The following is a 19,863-nucleotide window of genomic DNA, read 5'->3' as shown; positions in this document are numbered from 1 at the left end:
GATCGACGGTGCCGGAGACCCGGCTTCAAGATTCGGCCACCGGTTGCCCGATCAGCATCGCCGGCGCACCGGCCACCCGCGTCAGAAACACCGTCGCGGAGTTCTTGCCCTGCGGCTTCACCTTCCGTCGCAGTTCCTCCGGTTCCACCGCGGAGCCCCGCTTCTTCACCGTGAGGATCCCGACCTCGCGCTCCCGCAGCACCGCCTTCAACTTCTTGACTCCGAAGGGGAGTTGGTCGGTGATCTCATACGCGGTCGCGTACGGCGTCGCATGCGGCGAGTCGGAGGTGACGTACGCGATGGTCTCGTCGATCAGGCCGCCCTCCACCCGCGCGGCCACCTCCGCCACCAGATGCGCGCGGATGACGGCGCCGTCCGGTTCGTACAGGTAGCGTCCCACCGGCCGCACCTGGGGGTCCGGCAGCATCGCGTCGAGCGAGGACCACAGGGAGGAGCCCGAGGGCAGCAGTGTCGCGCGGTGGGAGGACGGGCTGTCCGAGCCGAACCAGAGCACGGCCTCCTTCACGTCCCCGCCGTCCGAGATCCACTCCGCGGCGGCATCGGCGGGCACCGCCTCGTGCGGAATGCCGGGAGCGATCTTCAGCGCCGCGTGCGGGGCCTTGCGGGCTGCCTCGATCGCCCAGGAGAGCGGCGGGGAGTACGCCTCGGGGTCGAAGACGCGGCCCCGTCCGCCCCGCCGCGCCGGGTCCACGAAGACCGCGTCGTACGCGGACGTGTCGACCTCGGTCACATCGGCCTCGCGCACCTCGATGAGGTCCGCGAGGCCAAGGGCGTCCGCGTTCGCGCGCGCCACCGCGCAGGTCAGCGGGTCACGGTCGACGGCGAGTACGGAGATCCCGGCCCGGGCCAGGGCGATCGCGTCGCCGCCGATGCCACAGCAGAGGTCGGCCACACCGCGTACGCCGAGTGCCTCGAAGCTCTCGGCGCGGTGCACGGCCACGCTCGTACGGGTCGCCTGCTCGACGCCGTTCGCAGTGAAGAACATCCGCCGCGCGTCCTCGGCCCCGAATTTCGCCACCGCACGGCGGCGCAGCCGCGCCTGCGCGAGCACCGCGGTGACCAGCTCGGCCGGGTGATCGCGGCGCAGGCGGGTGGCGACGGCCAGCTCCCGGGCCGGATCGGCCTCCCGTACCTCGTCGAGATCGAGAAGGGACCGGCCTTCGGGGGTGAGCAGCGCGGAGAAGGAGGTCAGGGCGGTCGAGGCGCGGTCGAGGTCGTTCACCCGGCCCATTGTGGGCCAGTCGGTGGATGGTGCGCGCCCGGTGGCGGTGTCGGCCCGGCAGCGGGGCCGTGAGCTGCAAAGATCCGGCGCCATGCAACTAGTAAGACAAAACGACAAATTCAGCCCAAGGTGGCACACTCCGGGGCGAGGCCGGGCGTGGCGCCGGGCCAGGGGACGGGTACGCGCCGGGGTGGCCGTGCTCGCCGTCGCCGCGATCGCCTCCGGCTGCGCCTCGGGCGCCGACGGCGGGTCGAACCCCGCCCCCGGCCAGCAGCGTCTGGACGCGCCGCCCGCCCGCGCCCTCGACTCCTACGCCCAGAAACTCCGCGTCGCCCAGGTCGCCCGCGCCGCCGCCGCCAAGCGCTGGGGCCTGGCGAAGACCCCGCTGGCCGCGCCGCGAGCCCCGGAGAAGAAGCCGAAGATCACCACCCGCAAGGGGTTCGAGGTCAAGGGGCAGTCGAGTCTGCCGCCCGTCTTCACGACGATCCCGACCAAGAAGAAGATCGTCTTCCTGACCATCGACGACGGCGCCGAGAAGGACCCGGCGCTGCTCAAGATGATGAGCGAACTGCAGATCCCCTACACCGCGTTCCTCAGCGACTATCTGGTCAAGGAGGACTACGGCTACTTCAAGAAGATGCAGTCCCGTGGTGTCGTGCTGAACAACCACACGCTCAACCACCGCTACATGCCGGGCCTCTCGTACGCGGGCCAGCGCCGCGAGATCTGCGGCATGCAAGACGTCATCCACAAGCGCTACGGCAAGCGGCCGGAGCTCTTCCGCCCGCCGTACGGCAACTACAACGCGGACACGCTGCGGGCCGCCAAGTCCTGCGGGATCAAGGCCGTGCCGCTGTGGGCCTCCGAGGCCTTCGCCGACCGCATGGAGTGGCGCGAGTGGGACCGGGACCTGCACCCCGGCGACATCATCCTCACGCACTTCCGGGGCCGCGAGGACTGGAAGGGCACGATGCCCGACATGGTCCGCAAGGTCATGAAGACGGTCACCGACAAGGGGTACGCGGTGGCCAGGCTGGAGGACTACCTGTGACCGGGCTGGAGGACCACCTGTGACCGGGCGGGCGCGGGCGCACCGCTTCCTCGCCGCCACCCTCGCGGCAGGCGTGCTCGCGCCCGCGCTGCTCACCGGGTGCGCGCAGTCGGTGGACCCGATCGAGCGCCTCGGCCGCAAGGCGGCGGAGAAGGTCCCCCCGAGAAAACCGGGGGCCTCGCCCAGTTGCGCGCCACCCGCGGGCCCGCCGGAAACCGGGCGGCGCGTGGACGCGAAGACGGAACCGCCGGCCCTCGGGAGACGTTGCGCGGAGGGGCGCGAGGCGGCCTCCGTGCCCCCCGAGCGCACTCCACCCGGATAAGACCCGCGTCAGCGAATTAGCAGTCCGCTTGACCGAGTGCTAATCGTCGTCCTAGTCTCGGCCTTGGCACTCACCACTGGAGAGTGCCAACAGCGACGGGCAGGTCCGGCACCCGCGACGACGGATCCACCTGGTCGCCACCCCAGACTGTTAACCCCGTAGATCTCCGAAGGGGGAGACCGGATCGTGACGACCGCCAGCTCCAAGGTTGCCATCAAGCCGCTTGAGGACCGCATTGTGGTCCAGCCGCTCGACGCCGAGCAGACCACGGCCTCTGGCCTGGTCATTCCGGACACCGCGAAGGAGAAGCCCCAGGAGGGTGCTGTCCTCGCCGTGGGCCCGGGCCGCTTCGAGAACGGCGAGCGCCTGCCGCTCGACGTGAAGGTCGGCGATGTCGTGCTGTACAGCAAGTACGGCGGCACCGAGGTGAAGTACAACGGTGACGAGTACCTCGTCCTCTCGGCTCGCGACGTACTCGCGATCGTCGAGAAGTAATTCACCCGCTTCACCAGATTTTGCTATGAGCTGCGCCCCTGGTCACCCCGCTGATTGCCGGGCGGCGAGGGGCGCGGTTCGTTGCTGAACATTCCGGGGGTCGAGGTCGACCCCGGACCCCCCTGAGTTTTCGAGAGGGCTGAACCGCTCCCATGGCGAAGATCCTGAAGTTCGACGAGGACGCCCGTCGCGCCCTCGAGCGCGGCGTCAACAAGCTTGCCGACACGGTCAAGGTGACGATCGGCCCCCGTGGCCGCAACGTCGTCATCGACAAGAAGTTCGGCGCCCCCACCATCACCAACGACGGCGTCACCATCGCCCGTGAGGTCGAGGTCGACGACCCGTACGAGAACCTTGGCGCGCAGCTCGTCAAGGAGGTGGCGACCAAGACCAACGACATCGCGGGTGACGGCACCACCACCGCGACCGTGCTCGCCCAGGCCCTGGTCAAGGAAGGCCTGCGCAACGTAGCCGCCGGCGCCTCCCCGGCCGCCCTGAAGAAGGGCATCGACGCCGCCGTCGCGGCCGTCTCCGCGGAGCTCCTCGCCACCGCGCGCCCGATCGACGACAAGGCCGACATCGCGGCCGTCGCCGGTCTGTCCGCCCAGGACCCGCAGGTCGGCGAGCTCATCGCCGAGGCGATGGACAAGGTCGGCAAGGACGGTGTCATCACCGTCGAGGAGTCCAACACCTTCGGTCTGGAGCTGGACTTCACCGAGGGCATGGCCTTCGACAAGGGCTACCTGTCCCCGTACATGGTGTCCGACCAGGAGCGTATGGAGGCCGTCCTCGACGACCCGTACATCCTCATCCACCAGGGCAAGATCTCGTCCATCCAGGACCTGCTGCCGCTGCTCGAGAAGGTCATCCAGACCAACGCCTCGAAGCCGCTGCTGATCATCGCCGAGGACGTCGAGGGCGAGGCCCTCTCGACCCTGGTCGTGAACAAGATCCGCGGCACCTTCAACGCCGTCGCGGTGAAGGCCCCCGGCTTCGGTGACCGCCGCAAGGCCATGCTCGGTGACCTCGCCACGCTCACCGGCGCCACCGTCATCGCCGAAGAGGTCGGCCTCAAGCTCGACCAGGTCGGCCTGGACGTGCTCGGCACCGCCCGTCGCGTGACCATCACCAAGGACGACACCACGGTCGTCGACGGTGGGGGCAACTCCGCCGAGGTCGAAGGCCGCGTCAACCAGATCAAGGCCGAGATCGAGTCCACGGACTCCGACTGGGACCGCGAGAAGCTCCAGGAGCGCCTCGCGAAGCTGGCCGGCGGCGTGTGCGTCATCAAGGTCGGCGCCGCCACCGAGGTGGAGCTCAAGGAGAAGAAGCACCGTCTGGAGGACGCCATCTCCGCGACCCGCGCCGCGGTCGAGGAGGGCATCGTCTCCGGTGGTGGCTCCGCTCTGGTGCACGCCGTCAAGGTGCTCGAGGGCAACCTCGGCAAGGAGGGCGACGAGGCCACCGGTGTCGCCGTCGTCCGCCGCGCCGCCGTCGAGCCGCTGCGCTGGATCGCCGAGAACGCCGGCCTCGAGGGCTACGTCATCACCTCGAAGGTCGCCGAGCTCGACAAGGGCTTCGGCTTCAACGCCGCCACCGGCGAGTACGGCGACCTGGTCAAGGCCGGCGTCATCGACCCGGTCAAGGTCACCCGCTCCGCCCTGGAGAACGCCGCGTCCATCGCGTCGCTGCTCCTCACGACCGAGACCCTGGTCGTCGAGAAGCCGGCCGAGGACGAGGGCGACGCCGGTCACGGCCACGGCCACGGTCACTCGCACTGATCCGCTGCTTGACGCTGCCGCGTAGCTGAACCGGAGGCCCGGTACCCCGTAGTGGGGTGCCGGGCCTCCGTGCGTTCTCGGGTGCGGAACCGTCGTGGCTTGTCGCGCAGTTCCCCTCGCCCCTGACGGGGCGCCCCCGGATGTCTTACTGCGGGCCGTACTTACGTCCCGTCCGCGATGTCACTCCGCCGAGCAGCGCCCTCGGGGTCACCTTCACCACGCCCATCAGGGCCTTGTAGCGCGGGTCCGGGATGGACAGAGTCTTGCCCCGCGCCAAGTCGGACAGCGCCGCCGCGACCAGCTTGTCCGCGTCGAGCCACATCCACTTGGGGATGTTCGACGTCCCCATCCCGGCGCGCTCATGGAACTCGGTCCGTACGAATCCGGGGCACAGGGCCATCAGCCGCACCCCGGATCCCGCCAGGTCCTTCGCCGCTCCCTGCGTGAACTGCACGACCCACGCCTTCGACGCGCCATACGTCCCGCGCGGCACGAACGCCGCCACCGAAGCGACGTTGACGACGCCGCCGCGGCCCCGGTCCCGCATCGACTCCGTCGCCGCCGACGTCAGCCGGAGCACCGCCTCGCAGTGCACCTTGAGCATCGTCAGCTCGTCCTCGATCGGCACCTCCAGATACTGCCCCCTGTTGCCGAAGCCGGCGTTGTTCACCAACAGGTCGACCGCGTCCCTGCGGTCCGCGAGACGCTTCTCGACGGCGGCGATCCCGTCGTCGGTCGCGAGGTCCGCGGTGAGGACCTCCGCCTCGATGCCGTGCCGGTCGTGCAGTTCGGTCGCCTGTTCCCGAAGCCGCTCGGTGTTCCGTGCCACCAGAACCAGGTTGTGGCCGTCACCGGCGAGCCGCCGGGCGAAGGCCGCGCCGATACCGGCTGTCGATCCCGTAATCAGAGCCGTAGTCATGTGCCAAGGCTAGTGAGATCCGGGGACCGCCGGTTACGACGCCCGCGAACCGTACTTGTCCGCGTACTTACGGGCCGACTCCAGGATCTCGGGATGCAGCGCGTCACCGGCGGCGAGCAGGCTCGGCAGCAGGTGCTTCTCCGTCATGACGGCCCTGAACTGGAGGGCGACGGTGACGTCGTGTGCCGGGCGGTGCGCGATCTCCATCGTGTCCCCGGCGCGGATCTCACCCGGCTCGATCACCCGCAGATAGGCGCCCGGAGCGCCCTGCCGGGTGAAGCGCTTGACCCACTTCGTCTCGCCGAGGTGGCCCTGGAACGTCTGGCAGGGAATGCGGCCCGACGTCACCTCGAGAAGCAGATCGGGGCCGACCCGCCAGCGCTCACCGATCTTGGCGCCGCTCACGTCGATCCCGGACGTGGTGAGGTTCTCGCCGAAGGAGCCGTGCCGCAGCGAGCGGCCGAGCAGCCGTTCCCACTCGTCGAGATCCTCGCGCGCGTAGGCGTACACGGCCTGGTCGTCACCGCCGTGGTGCCGCAGGTCGCAGACCTCGTCCCCGGCCACCCCGCTGCCGGCGACGCCCTTCGCGCCGGGCGCCGTCACCCGTACGGCCCCTTCGGCGGGGCGCTTGTCGATTCCGGTGCCGCCCGAAGGGGCGTCGGTGTACTCCACGGCCTCGAACCGGCCCTGATTCACGGAGAGAAGCTTCATGACGGAAGGCTAGGGGAGCGTGTTCAAAGTGTCGACGCATTATTGGGCGCCCGCCCCAAGTGCCGCTTATGCTTGCAACATGATCGAAGCCCGTCATCTCCGCGTCCTGCGTGCGGTCGCCACCACCGGCTCCTTCTCGGCCGCGGCGCGCGAGCTCGGCTGCACCCAGCCCGCCGTGAGCCAGCAGATGAAGGTGCTGGAAGCCTCCGCGGGCACGACACTGCTGATCCGCACTGGGCGGGAGATGCGGCTGACCCAGGCAGGCGAAGCCCTGGTCCGGCACGCCACCGGCATCCTGGCGGGGCTGACGGCCGCCGAGGAGGAGGTCGCCGCGATCGCGGGCCTGCGGGCGGGCCGTGTCCGCCTCGTCTCCTTCCCCAGCGGCAGCTCGACGCTGGTGCCGAGCGCGCTGGCCGCCCTGCGCGCGGCTCACCCCGGTACCCGCGTCTCGCTCGTGGAGGCCGAACCGCCGCGCTCGGTCGAGATGCTGCGCGAGGGCGACTGCGACGTGGCGCTCGCTTTCCGCTACGAAGGCGCGTCCGCCGCCGAAGAGTGGGACGACCTGGTCGTACGCCCTCTTCTCGCCGACCGGCTCGTCGGTCTCGTGCCCGAGGGGCACCGGCTCGCCAAGGCGGAGTCGGTCGCCATCGGGGAGCTGGCCGACGAGCCGTGGATCGCGGGCTGCCCGCGCTGTCGGAGGCAGTTGGTCGAGGTCTGCGAAGGGGCGGGTTTCGTGCCCCGCATCGATTTCGCGACCGACGACTATCCGGCGGTGATCGGTCTGGTCGGCGCGGGCCTCGGGGTCGCGGTGCTGCCCGAACTGGCCATCGAATCCGTACGCCCCAAAGGTGCACGCACAGTGACGGTGGAGCCTGCCGTCCAGCGCGAGATCGTCGCGCTCACCCTGCCGGATCTGGCGCAGGTGCCCGCGGTGGCAGCCACGCTGGACCACCTCGCGCGCGCCGCGGAGCGCTGAGCCGGGTACTGAACTGAGTGCTGAGCCGAGCACTTAGTCGATCATGGGGCCGAGCATTGAGCCGTGCGCCTGTGGAGAAACGTTCCTTCAGTTTCGCGTGACCATGCCGCCGTGTGCGGCCGACGCCGAGGGCGCGCTCGTGGTGACCAGGCGGTTGCGGGCGCGGCCCATGAGCTCCTCGCGCTCGTCCTCGGTGAGCCCGCCCCACACGCCGTACGGCTCCCGTACCGCGAGGGCGTGAGCGGCGCACTCCGCGCGTACCGGGCACCTCATGCAGACCTCCTTGGCGGAGTTCTCACGCGCGCTGCGTGCCGCGCCCCGCTCGCCCTCAGGGTGGAAGAAGAGCGAGCTGTCGACCCCTCGGCAGGCCGCGAGGAGCTGCCAGTCCCAGAGATCTGCGTTCGGTCCTGGAAGGCGGGAGAAATCTGCCATTGCTTGTCTCCTGGTAGCCGTTCTGCGCGGATACGGTGCCCACGACCGTACATCTACTGTCTAAGGAGATGAAAATATGACTCATTGGAAAATCTAGCCACATACACTGGCAAAAGGGAAGGAGGGGGGCTAAATGGGGCATGGGTTGTGATGAAAGGTTGAGGGTCTCTTGCGCTGCCTGCTCTGTGTCCGCGCCCTCACGTAGAGTGCCGAACGTGGCTGACCGTCCCGTAACTCTTTCGGGTGACCGTCGTTGAGAGTGCGAGGCGGTTGAAAGAACAAGCGCTCGGGCAGATGTCCGAGAGCGTCAACCGCACAGGTGACGAATATGTACCAGCCTGGAGGCTCAAGGTGACGCGCAGCAGCTGTGAGAGCCGCGGAGGACACTCATGACATCCGTCCTCGTCTGCGACGACTCCCCGCTTGCCCGAGAGGCGCTCCGCCGCGCGGTTGCGACCGTGCCCGGCGTCGAGCGTGTGACGACGGCGGCCAACGGCGAGGAAGTCCTCCGCCGCTGGGGCGCCGACCGCTCGGACCTGATTCTGATGGACGTACGCATGCCCGGTCTGGGCGGCGTGGAGACGGTCCGGCGGCTGCTGTCCGCCGACCCCGGTGCGCGCATCATCATGCTCACCGTGGCCGAGGACCTGGACGGCGTCGCGCTCGCGGTCGCCGCGGGAGCCCGCGGCTATCTGCACAAGGACGCCTCGCGCGCCGAACTGCGCGCGACCGTCACGCAGGCGCTCGCCGACCCGACGTGGCGGCTGGCTCCGCGCAGACTGCGTTCGGCCGAGATGGGCGCGGCGCCCACGCTCACCGCGCGTGAGATCCAGGTGCTTGAAGGCATGAGCCACGGCCGGTCCAACGCCGAGATCGGACGTGAGCTTTTTCTCTCCGAGGACACGGTCAAGACCCACGCGAGGCGGTTGTTCAAGAAGCTCGGCGCCTCGGACCGCGCGCACGCCGTGGCGCTCGGTTTCCGCTGGGGCCTGGTGCGATAGGTGTGCCGCCGTGCGGGCACGGCTTTCCCCGCCCGCCGTGTGGTGGGCGGGGTGACGGACGCCCGTCGCTCCCCCTCGCGGGAGCGGTTGCCGTTGCTTCGCCGCCGATGCCGCATCCTTGAGGGGTGGAGTTCCTCGGGGACAGGTCGGTCGAGCGGGAGGGGAGGGCGCACGAGATGAGTTCCGGCGCACCTGCTCATAACGCTTCGGTGCACAACTACGGACGTGGTGCCGCGGATCAATCAGCGCCAAGGCACCATGGACCGATGCGCGATGACAAGACGACGGTGATCGGTGCCCTCGTTCTTCGCGCGGTCGAGGGTGACGAGCAGGCGACGCACGATCTGCTGGCTCACGTACACCCCCTGGCGCTGCGGTACTGCCGCACCAGACTGTCCCGACTGCCCGGTGACGCGCGGCACTTCGTCGAGGACCTGGCGCAGGAAGTGTGCGTCGCGGTCCTTCTGGCGCTGCCGCGCTACAAGGACACGGGGCGTCCCTTCGAAGCCTTCGTCTTCGCGATCGCCGCGCACAAGGTCGCCGATCTGCAGCGCGCCGCGATGCGCCATCCCGGATCCACGGCGGTGCCGTCGGACGAGATGCCCGAGCGGCCCGACGACTCCCTCGGTCCGGAGGAGCGTGCGCTGCTCAGCAGCGACGCCGCATGGGCCAAGAAGCTCATGGCGAACCTTCCGGAGAACCAGCGCGAGCTGCTGCTCCTGAGGATCGCGGTCGGGCTCACGGCCGAGGAGACCGGGCAGATGCTCGGCATGTCCCCGGGCGCTGTGCGGGTCGCGCAGCATCGCGCGCTGAGTCGGTTGCGGGCACTCGCCGAGCAGTAGGTGAGCCGGTTGCGGGCACTGGCCGAGCAGAAAGGGTCACTGGTCGCCCGATGAGCGCCTTCGGTGTCCGTTCATGACGTACGAACGTACAAACCTGATCGATGATCTTGATCGTGGAATGAGACACCCTCCGTTCCCGTTAGCATGGACATCCGCACCGATCAAGGCCATTTGGGGAAGGTGTCATGACTGCAAACGGCGGTTCTTCGACTGGGGTGCCCGAGAAATTCGCGACGCTCGGGCTGACCTACGACGACGTGCTGCTGCTGCCCGGCGCGTCCGACATGGCGCCGGACCAGATCGACACTTCCTCGCTCATCTCGAAGAACGTGCGCGTGAACGTCCCGCTGCTGTCCGCGGCGATGGACAAGGTCACCGAGTCCCGCATGGCGATCGCCATGGCGCGGCAGGGCGGCGTCGGCGTGCTGCACCGCAACCTCTCCATCGCGGACCAGGCCAACCAGGTCGACCTCGTGAAGCGCTCCGAGTCCGGCATGGTCACCGACCCGATCACGGTGCACCCGGACGCGACGCTCGGTGAGGCGGACGCGATCTGCGCCAAGTTCCGCATCAGCGGCGTACCGGTGACCGACCCGGCGGGCAAGCTCCTTGGCATCGTCACCAACCGCGACATGGCCTTCGAGTCGGACCGCACGCGCCAGGTGCGCGAGGTCATGACGCCGATGCCGCTGGTCACCGGCAAGGTCGGCATCTCCGGCGTCGACGCCATGGAGCTGCTGCGCCGTCACAAGATCGAGAAGCTTCCGCTCGTCGACGACAGCGGTGTCCTCAAGGGCCTCATCACGGTCAAGGACTTCGTCAAGGCCGAGAAGTACCCCGGCGCCGCCAAGGACGCGGAAGGCCGCCTCCTGGTGGGCGCCGCCGTCGGTGTCGCCGGTGACGCCTTCGAGCGTGCCCAGGCCCTGATCGAGGCCGGCGTGGACTTCATCGTCGTCGACACCGCGCACGGCCATTCCCGCCTGGTCGGCGACATGGTCGCCAAGATCAAGTCCAACGCGTCGGGCGTGGACGTCATCGGCGGCAACATCGCCACCCGTGACGGCGCCAAGTCCCTCATCGACGCCGGTGTCGACGGCATCAAGGTCGGCGTCGGACCCGGCTCCATCTGTACGACGCGTGTCGTCGCCGGTATCGGCGTACCGCAGGTGACGGCCATCTACGAAGCGTCGCTCGCCGCCAAGGAGGCCGGTGTCCCGGTCATCGGTGACGGTGGCCTCCAGTACTCGGGCGACATCGCCAAGGCGCTCGTCGCCGGCGCGGACACGGTCATGCTGGGCTCGCTGCTCGCAGGCTGTGAGGAGTCGCCGGGCGAGCTGATGTTCATCAACGGCAAGCAGTTCAAGTCGTACCGCGGCATGGGCTCGCTGGGTGCGATGCAGACCCGCGGCGACCGCAAGTCCTTCTCCAAGGACCGCTACTTCCAGGAGGGCGTCGCCTCCGACGAGAAGCTCGTGCCCGAGGGCATCGAGGGCCAGGTGCCCTACCGCGGCCCGCTCTCCTCGGTCGTGCACCAGCTGGTCGGCGGTCTGCGCCAGTCGATGTTCTACGTAGGCGGCCAGACGGTGCCGGAGCTCCAGAAGAACGGCCGCTTCGTACGGATCACCTCGGCGGGCCTCAAGGAGAGCCACCCGCACGACATCCAGATGACGGTCGAAGCGCCGAACTACACGAACAAGCGCTGACAGCCTTGCACGCCCAGCAGCGCTGAAACGGCGCTCCATGCGCGCGTGGGGGCGGTCCGGATTCCCCGGGCCGCCCCCTTTGCGCGCGTCGGGGATACTGGAGCGGCAGACCGAGTGCCGAAGTGCCGAAGAAGTGCGAAGTACCGAAGAAAGCTGAAGGGCCACCCACGTGACTGAGATCGAGATCGGGCGCGGCAAGCGCGGCCGCCGGGCGTACGCCTTCGACGACATCGCCGTCGTGCCGAGCCGTCGTACCCGCGACCCGAAGGAGGTCTCGATCGCCTGGCAGATCGACGCCTACCGCTTCGAGCTGCCCTTCCTGGCGGCGCCGATGGACTCGGTCGTCTCGCCGCAGACCGCGATCCGCATCGGCGAGCTGGGTGGTCTCGGCGTCCTGAACCTCGAAGGACTGTGGACGCGGTACGAGGACCCGCAGCCGCTGCTCGACGAGATCGCGGAGCTGGACACCGACAACGCGACCCGGCGTCTCCAGGAGATCTACGCCGCCCCCATCCAGGCCGACCTGATCGGGCAGCGCATCAAGGAGGTGCGCGACTCGGGCGTGGTCACCGCCGCCGCGCTCTCCCCGCAGCGCACCGCCGAGTTCTCCAAGGCCGTCGTGGACGCCGGTGTCGACATCTTCGTCATCCGCGGGACCACCGTCTCCGCCGAGCACGTCTCCGGAGCCGCCGAGCCGCTCAACCTCAAGCAGTTCATCTACGAGCTCGACGTGCCGGTGATCGTCGGCGGCTGCGCCACGTACACCGCCGCGCTGCACCTGATGCGTACGGGCGCCGCCGGTGTCCTCGTCGGCTTCGGTGGTGGCGCCGCGCACACCACGCGCAACGTCCTGGGCATCCAGGTCCCGATGGCCACCGCCGTCGCGGATGTCGCCGCCGCCCGCCGTGACTACATGGACGAGTCCGGTGGCCGGTACGTGCACGTCATCGCCGACGGCGGCGTGGGCTGGTCGGGTGACCTGCCCAAGGCCATCGCCTGCGGTGCCGACGCGGTCATGGTGGGCTCCCCGCTGGCGCGCGCCACGGACGCGCCGGGCAAGGGGCACCACTGGGGCATGGAGGCCGTCCACGAGGACGTGCCGCGCGGCAAGCGCGTCGACCTCGGTGTGGTCGGCACGACGGAGGAGATCCTCACCGGTCCCTCGCACATCCCGGACGGCTCGATGAACTTCTTCGGGGCGCTGCGCCGGGCGATGGCGACGACGGGCTACAGCGAGCTCAAGGAGTTCCAGCGCGTCGAGGTGACGGTCGCGGACTCGCAGCACAGCCGCTGACGGTTCAGTTTCAGGAAGGGCCCCGGTATCCGTACCGGGGCCCTTTCCCGTGCGTCTTTCCGCCGTCAGAGGCGGTGGGCCGCGCCCGCCGGGGTCGCGCCGCGGGTGTCGAGGAGCAGCTGGGCCTTCACGGCCAGGCCCTGCAGGTCGTACGTCCGGTGGTGCTGGAGCAGGATCGTGAGGTCGGCGTCGGCCGCGGCCTCGTAGAGGGAGTCCGCGCGCGGGACGGGGTGGCCGAGCACGCTCCAGCTGGGGACGTAGGGGTCGTGGTAGCTGACGGCGGCGCCCATCTCCATCAGGCGGGTCGCGACCTCCTGGGCGGGGGAGCCCTGCTGGTCGGCGAGGTCGGGCTTGTACGTGACGCCGAGGAGCAGGACGCGGGCGCCGCGGGCGGACTTGCCGTGTTCGTTGAGCAGGGCCGCCGAGCGCTGGATCACGTACCGGGGCATGCGGTCGTTGACCTGCTGGGCCAGTTCGACCATGCGCAGGGGGTGCGTGCCGCGGCCGGGGCCCGGGATGTCCAGGGGGACGCCGTGGCCGCCGACGCCGGGTCCCGGGCGGAAGGCCTGGAAGCCGAACGGCTTGGTCTCGGCGCAGCGGATGACGTCCCACAGGTCGATGCTCAGGTCGTGGCAGAGCACGGCCATCTCATTGACCAGGGCCATGTTCACGTGCCGGTAGTTGGTCTCGAGGAGGTGCACGGTCTCGGCCTCGCGTGGGCCACGCGCGCGTACGACCTTGTCCGTGAGGCGGCCGTAGAAGGCGGCGGCCGATTCGGTGCAGGCCGGGGTGAGGCCGCCGATGACCTTGGGGGTGCCGGCGTAGCCGTGGGTGCGGTTGCCCGGGTCGAGGCGGCCGGGCGAGTGGGCGAGGTGGAAGTCGCGGCCCGCGCGCAGGCCTGAGCCCTCCTCGAGGATGGGGCGCAGGAATTCCTCCGTGGTACCGGGGTAGGCGGGTGACTCGAGGATCACCGTGGTGTGCGGGCGCAGCCGCGCGGCCAGGGCGCGGGCGGCATCGGCCACCTGGCTCAGGTCGAGGCTGCGGTCGGCTGCCTGAGGGGTGGGAGCGCAGATGACCGCGGTGCGGACCCGGCCGAGCTCGACCGGGTCGGTGGTGGGCCTGAAGCCTCCCGAGAGCATCCGGCGGACATCGGCGGCCGTGAGGATTCCCTCGGCGCCGTCACAGGGCAGGCGTCCGCTCGCCAGGTCGACGGCGCGGGCGGGGTCGTAGCCGATGGTGGCGATGCCGCCGGAGACGGCGGCCTGGGCGAGGGGCAGGCCGAGGTGGCCGAGTCCGATGACGGCGAGATCTGCGGGCATGGCGGTGGGCCGTCCTCCCAATAGCCGGAGCGGGACGAGCGCGCAAGTCCTGTGGACAAGGTGGACCAGCGCAATGTCAGACTAGGAGTAAATATGACCGTTATGTGGCATTGCGCTGCGCCGGGCGTCGGAGTGTTGGCCGCTTGTTGTCCACAGGCGGCACGTGAACTCAGCGGACCCGGCCACAATCTGGGCATGATGTGAGCGCGACCACACCCGACAGCAAACGGGAGGCAGCGGTGAGGACAGCGACCTTGGGACCGGCGGAGCGTGCCGAGTCACTTGCGGGAATGGCCGAGCGGGAGCTGGATGTCCTGGTCGTGGGCGCGGGAGTGGTCGGTGCGGGCACCGCACTTGACGCCGTGACCCGCGGCTTGTCCACCGGCTTGGTCGAGGCGCGGGACTGGGCCTCGGGCACGTCGAGCCGGTCGAGCAAGCTGATCCACGGCGGACTGCGCTATCTGGAGATGCTCGACTTCGCGCTGGTGCGCGAGGCGCTGAAGGAGCGCGGCCTGCTCCTGGAGCGGCTCGCCCCCCACCTGGTGAAGCCGGTGCCGTTCCTGTACCCCTTGCAGCACAAGGGCTGGGAGCGGATCTACGCCGGATCGGGCGTCGCGTTGTACGACGCCATGTCGATGTCCAGAGGGCACGGCCGAGGCCTGCCCATGCACCGCCACCTGACCCGGCGTCACGCTCTGCGCGTCGCCCCGTGCCTGAAGAAGGACGCACTCACAGGGGCCATGCAGTATTACGACGCGCAGATGGACGACGCGCGCTATGTGGCGACACTCGTGCGCACGGCCGTGGCGTACGGCGCCAAGGCAGCCAACCGCGCGCGGGTCACGGGCTTCCTGCGCGAGGGTGAACGCGTCGTCGGCGCCCGCGTCCAGGACGTGGAGGGCGGCGGGGAGTACGAGGTCCGGGCCAAGCAGGTGGTCAACGCCACCGGGGTGTGGACGGACGACACACAGGCCATGGTCGGGGAGCGGGGACAGTTCCACGTCAGGGCGTCCAAGGGTATCCATCTGGTCGTACCCAAGGACCGGATCAACTCGACGACCGGGCTGATCCTGCGGACGGAGAAGAGCGTCCTCTTCGTCATTCCGTGGGGACGGCACTGGATCGTGGGGACGACCGACACCGACTGGGACCTGGACAAGGCACATCCCGCGGCGTCCAGCGCCGACATCGACTATCTCCTCGAGCACGTGAACTCGGTGCTCGCGGTGCCCCTTTCACGGGACGACGTCCAAGGGGTGTACGCAGGACTGCGGCCGCTGCTCGCCGGCGAGTCGGACGCCACGAGCAAGCTGTCGCGCGAGCACACGGTGGCCCATCCGGCACCGGGCCTCGTGGTCATCGCGGGCGGCAAGTACACGACGTACCGCGTCATGGCGAAGGACGCCGTGGACGAGGCGGTGCACGGCCTCGACCAGCGGGTCGCCGACTGTGTCACCGAGGACATCCCGCTGGTCGGCGCCGAGGGGTACAAGGCGCTGTGGAACGCGCGTGCCAGGATCGCGGCCCGCACCGGGCTTCATGTGGTCCGTGTGGAGCACCTGTTGAACCGGTACGGCTCATTGGCGGAAGAGGTCCTCGCCCTCGTCACGGCCGATCCCACACTGGGCGAGCCGCTGCCCGCCGCGGACGACTATCTGCGCGCCGAGATCGTCTATGCCGCGTCGCACGAGGGGGCACGGCACCTGGATGACGTGCTGACCCGGCGCACGCGCATCTCGATCGAGACGTTCGACCGGGGCACGCGCAGCGCGCGGGCGTGCGCGGAGCTGATGGCGCCGGTCCTCGGCTGGGACAAGGACCAGGTGGAGAGGGAGGTTCAGCACTACGAGAAGCGGGTGGAGGCGGAGCGGGAGTCGCAGCGGCAGCCGGACGACCAGACGGCGGACGCGGCGAGGCTGGGGGCGCCGGACATCGTGCCGCTTTAGGGAGGCCGGTCGTGCCGCTCCAGGGAGCGGCATCGCGGCGCTCTACCGCGGACAGAACTGCGCTGCCAGGAGTGTCCGTTCGAGGGCCGGGTCGACCCTCTCGTCCGTGTTGACCCGGAAAGTGAGGACGCGGTCGCCGTCGCGGGTGGCGGCCGTGCGTACGTAGCTTCCGCTGATGCGGCCGTTGTGGCCCCAGACCGTGGTGCCGCAGGGCAGCTTCTGCGGGTAGACGCCCATGCCGTAGCGGCCTTGTGCGGCGCGGGTGTTGAGCATCTGGCGGAGCTGGGTCATGGGGAGCAGCCGGCCGGCGAGGAGGGCGGCGTAGAAGCGGTTGAGGTCGGCGAGCGTGGAGATCAGTTCTCCCGCGGCGCCCGCGCCGCCCGGGTTGAGGGCGGTGACGTCCTGGCCCTCGCTCGTGTACGCGCGGCCGTGCGGGGACGGGAGCGTGGTGCGGGTGCCGGGGAAAGAAGTGCCGGACAGGCGAAGGGGGGTGAGGATGCGGCGTGCGGTCTCGGCGGCGTACGAACGGCCGGTGACCTGCTTGATCACCATGCCGAGGACGACGTAGTTGGTGTTGGAGTACGACCAGCGGCCGGGTGTGGTCGCGGGGAGGGCGAGGGCGGTGCGGACCGCCTCCGTCGGAGTGAGGGGGACGGGCCCTTTGGCGCCGGTGGTGTAGTAGTCCGCAAGGCCGCTGGTGTGGGTGAGCAGAGAGCGCAGGGTGAGGGCGCGGTCCTCGGGGTCACTGTCGCGGAAGAGGCCGGGCAGATGGCGTTTCACGGGGTCGGACAGGGAGAGACGGTGTTCGGCGGCCAGTTGAAGGATGACCGTCGCGATGAACGTCTTGGTGATGCTTCCGGCGCGGAAGTGGTCGGTGCGGCGGATCCGGGCGGCGGCACCGTCGTTGTCGGGTTCCGTGCCGGCGGCGGGTGCCGGGTTACCGTCCGTGCCTGGGGCGGTGGCGTCGGCTGTGGGCCGGTTGGCGTGGGCGAAGTGCCAGAGGGGCCGTTGGGTCGTCTGCCGGTCAGGTGGAGGAGCCGGGGCTCCCGGCGTGGTCGTTGACCATGGGGCTTCACGGGCCAACAGAGCCGCGGCGGGGGCCTTGCCTCGGGTGACGAGCAAAGGAAGAGTGGCGTCCGCGGCCGGTTTCGCGGCCGGCGGCGCACTGGCGGAAGCCAGGCCGATGAGGGTCACCGCAAGGGGTATGGCCAGCAGTGTCCGTGTATGGGGCATGGCGGTCCCTCCTTGTGCGCAGCCCATCATGAGGGACGTTGGACCCTGGGCGTGGACCAGTCCTTGAGTGAGGGACAATGAAGGCTCTGTCAGGGCGGGTTGCGCGGGTAGCAGCGGTAGCAGCAGAGGGGACGCATGTCGGACGCGGAGAAGACGGGTCAGTCCCGTCAGGACAAGAGCGAACGTCTCCTCTCCGGGCGCTACCGGCTGGGAGAAGTGCTCGGCCGCGGCGGAATGGGAACCGTCTGGCGCGCCAAGGACGAGACACTCGGCCGTACGGTCGCGGTGAAGGAGCTCCGCTTTCCCTCGAGCATCGACGAGGACGAGAAGCGGCGGCTCATCACGCGTACGTTGCGTGAGGCCAAGGCGATCGCGCGGATCCGCAACACCAGTGCGGTGACCGTGTACGACGTGGTCGACGAGGACGACCGGCCGTGGATCGTGATGGAGCTGGTCGAGGGCAAGTCCCTCGCCGAGGCCATTCGCGAGGACGGGCTGCTCACACCGAGGCGCGCGGCCGAGGTCGGCCTCGCCGTGCTCGACGTACTGCGGTCCGCGCACCGCGAGGGAATTCTGCACCGTGACGTGAAGCCGTCGAACGTGCTGATCGCCGAGGACGGGCGGGTCGTCCTCACGGACTTCGGCATCGCACAGGTCGAGGGCGACCCGTCGATCACGTCCACCGGCATGCTCGTCGGCGCGCCCTCGTACATCTCGCCGGAGCGGGCGCGAGGGCACAAGCCCGGCCCGGCGGCCGACCTGTGGTCGCTCGGCGGTCTGCTGTACGCGGCTGTGGAAGGCGTGCCTCCGTACGACAAGGGGTCGGCGATCGCGACCCTCACCGCCGTCATGACCGAGGACGTCGAACAGCCGACGAACGCGGGGCCGTTGGAGAAGGTCATCTACGGCCTGCTGGCCAAGGACCCTGAGCAGCGGCTCGACGACGCGGGGGCGCGGGCGCTCCTGCTCGACGTGATTCACGCGCCGGAGGTCAAGGACGAGCCGGAGCCGGTGGACGCGACGAAGGTCGTGCCGTTGCCTCCTGTGCCGCCGACGTCAGGGATGGCGAAGCGGTTCGGCAAGGGCAAGGGAAGCTTTGGTCGAGCGGGTGCGGCGGGTGCCGGGGCTGCGGGTACTGGGGCTGTGGGTGCTGCTGGGGCTGTTGGTTCGCCGGGTACGGCAGGTACCGCTGAGACTTCTGGGGGCTCTGGAGGCTCTGGGGTCGGTGGGGCCGCTGGGTCCTCTGTGGACTCCGGGCGGAAGGGCGAGGATGCCGCCGAGCGGCTGAAGGGTGCGCTCCGGTCGGTGCGGAAGGCCGCGACTGCGGCTACCACGCGGGGCGCGGGGGCCGGGGCGGCTGGTTCCGGTTCTGCTCCTTCGGCTTCATCACCTGACTCCGGTTCTGGTTCCGGTTCCGGATCTCGTCCCGGTTCCGGCTCTGCTTCCGGGGCGGTGACGGGGAGGCCTTCGCGTTCCGGGGCGGCCGGTGCCGGGGCAGGTACCGGTTCTGTTGCCGGCGCCTCCGGTGCTCGCTCTTCTTCTGTTTCCAATTTCTCCGCTCCCTCCGCTTCTTCCTCCGCTGCTCCCGCGGCTGCTTCCGGTTCTGGGGCCGGCGGCGGGACGGCTCCGCCGCGTGCGACACCGCCCAAGGCCTCGCTCACCGACGTGGTGCCTCGGCGCACCCTGGTGATCTTCTCGTTGGCGCTCGCGCTCGCGGTGCTCGGGACCGTGCTCGCGTTCGCGCTGAGTGACGGGGACGAGGGCGGTGCGAGGGACAGCAAGAACGGCGGTGACAAGGCCGCGTCCAGCGGGGCGACCGCCGGTGACGGCGGCAAGGAGCAGGAGGAGGACAAGGGCGCCGGGCAGGACGACGGTGCCGAGGGGGACAAGGGCAAGGGCGACTCGGAAACGGGCTCGGGGGCGAGCCCTGGTTCGAGCGAGGGCCAGGACCCGAGCGAGAGCGGTGACGGCGAGGGCGACGATTCCGGCAAGAAGCCGGAGGACGCCGCCGAGTCGACGTACAAGCACTCCCAAGGGTTCTCGGTGGGGATGCCCAAGGGCTGGAAGTACCAGTCCACGGGAGCCGCCGGCGCGCGCTTCTCCGGTCCTGACGGGCAGAAGCTGCTGATCGGCTGGACTCCGACCCCCAAGTCGGACCCCGTCGGCGACTGGAAGAACCAGGAGTCGTACATGGTCCGGTCGCAGTACAAGCGGCTCCGGATAGAGAAGGTCGACTTCCGCGGCTGGAACACGGCCGACTGGGAGTTCACGTACGTCGACGGCGGCACGAAGTACCGCTCGATAGACCGTGGGTTCGTCGTCAACGGCAACCTGGGCTACGGAATCATGTACACGGCCAAGGCTGCCAAGTGGGACAGCGTCGAGCGCAAGGACGCGTGGCAGACCTTCACGAAGACGTTCGAGCCGAAGAAGTAGCGGCCGACGAAGTAGCTGTCGAAGAAGTAGCTGCCGAAGAAGTAGCGGTCGAGGGCGCAGCGGCCGGGGATGCGGCTGCCAAGCAAGTGGCTGCCGGGGGCGCAGCGGCCCAGGAAGCGGGAATCGGGGGAGTCCGCGGAACGGGTCCGGTGAGATGTC

At 69.7% G+C, this 19,863-nt stretch carries 16 protein-coding genes and 1 pseudogene; 11 read left to right on the top strand and 6 right to left on the bottom strand.

The window, feature by feature from the left end; all coding sequences use genetic code 11:
• Positions 1-25: 25 nt before the first annotated feature.
• Entirely contained in the window at positions 26-1,252 is a 1,227-nt protein-coding gene (locus tag AB0I94_RS39930; protein ID WP_363314719.1) for a methyltransferase domain-containing protein, read from the bottom strand.
• A gap of 82 nt (positions 1,253-1,334) precedes the next feature.
• On the opposite strand from AB0I94_RS39930, the gene AB0I94_RS39925 reads away from it, so the two are divergent.
• The 4 genes and pseudogenes from AB0I94_RS39925 (at position 1,335) to groL (ending at position 4,892) form a co-directional block, all read left to right on the top strand.
• Entirely contained in the window at positions 1,335-2,294 is a 960-nt protein-coding gene (locus AB0I94_RS39925) for a polysaccharide deacetylase family protein (protein ID WP_363314718.1), read from the top strand.
• 73 nt (positions 2,295-2,367) lie between these two features.
• Positions 2,368-2,451, top strand: a pseudogene (locus AB0I94_RS39920) (polysaccharide deacetylase); the annotation flags it as partial.
• 351 nt (positions 2,452-2,802) lie between these two features.
• Positions 2,803-3,111: a co-chaperone GroES gene (gene groES / locus AB0I94_RS39915; protein WP_006347174.1), complete on the top strand. Its 309-nt coding sequence runs from the start codon at positions 2,803-2,805 to the stop codon at positions 3,109-3,111.
• 152 nt (positions 3,112-3,263) lie between these two features.
• Entirely contained in the window at positions 3,264-4,892 is a 1,629-nt protein-coding gene (gene groL / locus AB0I94_RS39910) for a chaperonin GroEL (protein ID WP_363314717.1), read from the top strand.
• Positions 4,893-5,037: 145 nt separating this feature from the next.
• Here groL and AB0I94_RS39905 read toward each other — a convergent pair whose 3' ends face one another.
• A complete protein-coding gene (locus AB0I94_RS39905; protein WP_363314716.1) occupies positions 5,038-5,811 on the bottom strand; it encodes an SDR family oxidoreductase in 774 nt (257 codons plus the stop codon).
• A 33-nt stretch (positions 5,812-5,844) separates the two neighbouring features.
• Positions 5,845-6,522, bottom strand: a complete 678-nt coding sequence (locus tag AB0I94_RS39900) for an MOSC domain-containing protein (protein WP_363314715.1) — start codon at positions 6,520-6,522, stop codon at positions 5,845-5,847.
• Positions 6,523-6,601: 79 nt separating this feature from the next.
• On the opposite strand from AB0I94_RS39900, the gene AB0I94_RS39895 reads away from it, so the two are divergent.
• Positions 6,602-7,498 (top strand): LysR family transcriptional regulator, encoded by an 897-nt coding sequence (locus tag AB0I94_RS39895; protein WP_363314714.1) that lies wholly within the window; start codon positions 6,602-6,604, stop codon positions 7,496-7,498.
• Between the two features lie 87 nt (positions 7,499-7,585).
• On the opposite strand, the gene AB0I94_RS39890 is transcribed toward AB0I94_RS39895, so the two are convergent.
• Positions 7,586-7,930, bottom strand: coding sequence for a WhiB family transcriptional regulator (locus AB0I94_RS39890; protein ID WP_363314713.1), 345 nt, complete (start codon positions 7,928-7,930; stop codon positions 7,586-7,588).
• A gap of 389 nt (positions 7,931-8,319) precedes the next feature.
• Between AB0I94_RS39890 and AB0I94_RS39885 the strand changes: the two genes are divergently transcribed.
• From AB0I94_RS39885 to AB0I94_RS39870, 4 genes are all read left to right on the top strand, one after another.
• A complete protein-coding gene (locus AB0I94_RS39885) occupies positions 8,320-8,931 on the top strand; it encodes a response regulator transcription factor (protein ID WP_003948568.1) in 612 nt (203 codons plus the stop codon).
• Between the two features lie 266 nt (positions 8,932-9,197).
• Positions 9,198-9,773, top strand: a complete 576-nt coding sequence (locus AB0I94_RS39880; protein WP_363208749.1) for a sigma-70 family RNA polymerase sigma factor — start codon at positions 9,198-9,200, stop codon at positions 9,771-9,773.
• Positions 9,774-9,958: 185 nt separating this feature from the next.
• Positions 9,959-11,476 (top strand): IMP dehydrogenase, encoded by a 1,518-nt coding sequence (gene guaB, locus AB0I94_RS39875; RefSeq protein ID WP_363314712.1) that lies wholly within the window; start codon positions 9,959-9,961, stop codon positions 11,474-11,476.
• A gap of 169 nt (positions 11,477-11,645) precedes the next feature.
• Positions 11,646-12,770 carry a GuaB3 family IMP dehydrogenase-related protein gene (locus tag AB0I94_RS39870; protein WP_363314711.1) on the top strand — a complete coding sequence of 375 codons (1,125 nt, stop codon included), beginning with the start codon at positions 11,646-11,648 and terminating at the stop codon, positions 12,768-12,770.
• 65 nt (positions 12,771-12,835) lie between these two features.
• Here the strand turns inward: AB0I94_RS39870 and AB0I94_RS39865 are convergent, their stop codons facing one another.
• Positions 12,836-14,089 (bottom strand): nucleotide sugar dehydrogenase, encoded by a 1,254-nt coding sequence (locus AB0I94_RS39865; RefSeq protein WP_363314710.1) that lies wholly within the window; start codon positions 14,087-14,089, stop codon positions 12,836-12,838.
• A gap of 239 nt (positions 14,090-14,328) precedes the next feature.
• On the opposite strand from AB0I94_RS39865, the gene AB0I94_RS39860 reads away from it, so the two are divergent.
• Entirely contained in the window at positions 14,329-16,035 is a 1,707-nt protein-coding gene (locus tag AB0I94_RS39860) for a glycerol-3-phosphate dehydrogenase/oxidase (RefSeq protein WP_363314709.1), read from the top strand.
• A gap of 42 nt (positions 16,036-16,077) precedes the next feature.
• Here AB0I94_RS39860 and AB0I94_RS39855 read toward each other — a convergent pair whose 3' ends face one another.
• Entirely contained in the window at positions 16,078-17,268 is a 1,191-nt protein-coding gene (locus AB0I94_RS39855) for a serine hydrolase domain-containing protein (RefSeq protein ID WP_363314708.1), read from the bottom strand.
• A gap of 135 nt (positions 17,269-17,403) precedes the next feature.
• On the opposite strand from AB0I94_RS39855, the gene AB0I94_RS39850 reads away from it, so the two are divergent.
• Entirely contained in the window at positions 17,404-19,704 is a 2,301-nt protein-coding gene (locus AB0I94_RS39850) for a protein kinase (RefSeq protein ID WP_363314707.1), read from the top strand.
• The last annotated feature ends 159 nt before the right edge of the window (positions 19,705-19,863 follow it).

This window comes from Streptomyces sp. NPDC050147 (assembly GCF_040660195.1).
Classification (GTDB): domain Bacteria; phylum Actinomycetota; class Actinomycetes; order Streptomycetales; family Streptomycetaceae; genus Streptomyces.
This window is presented reverse-complemented; position numbering and strand designations above follow the sequence as displayed.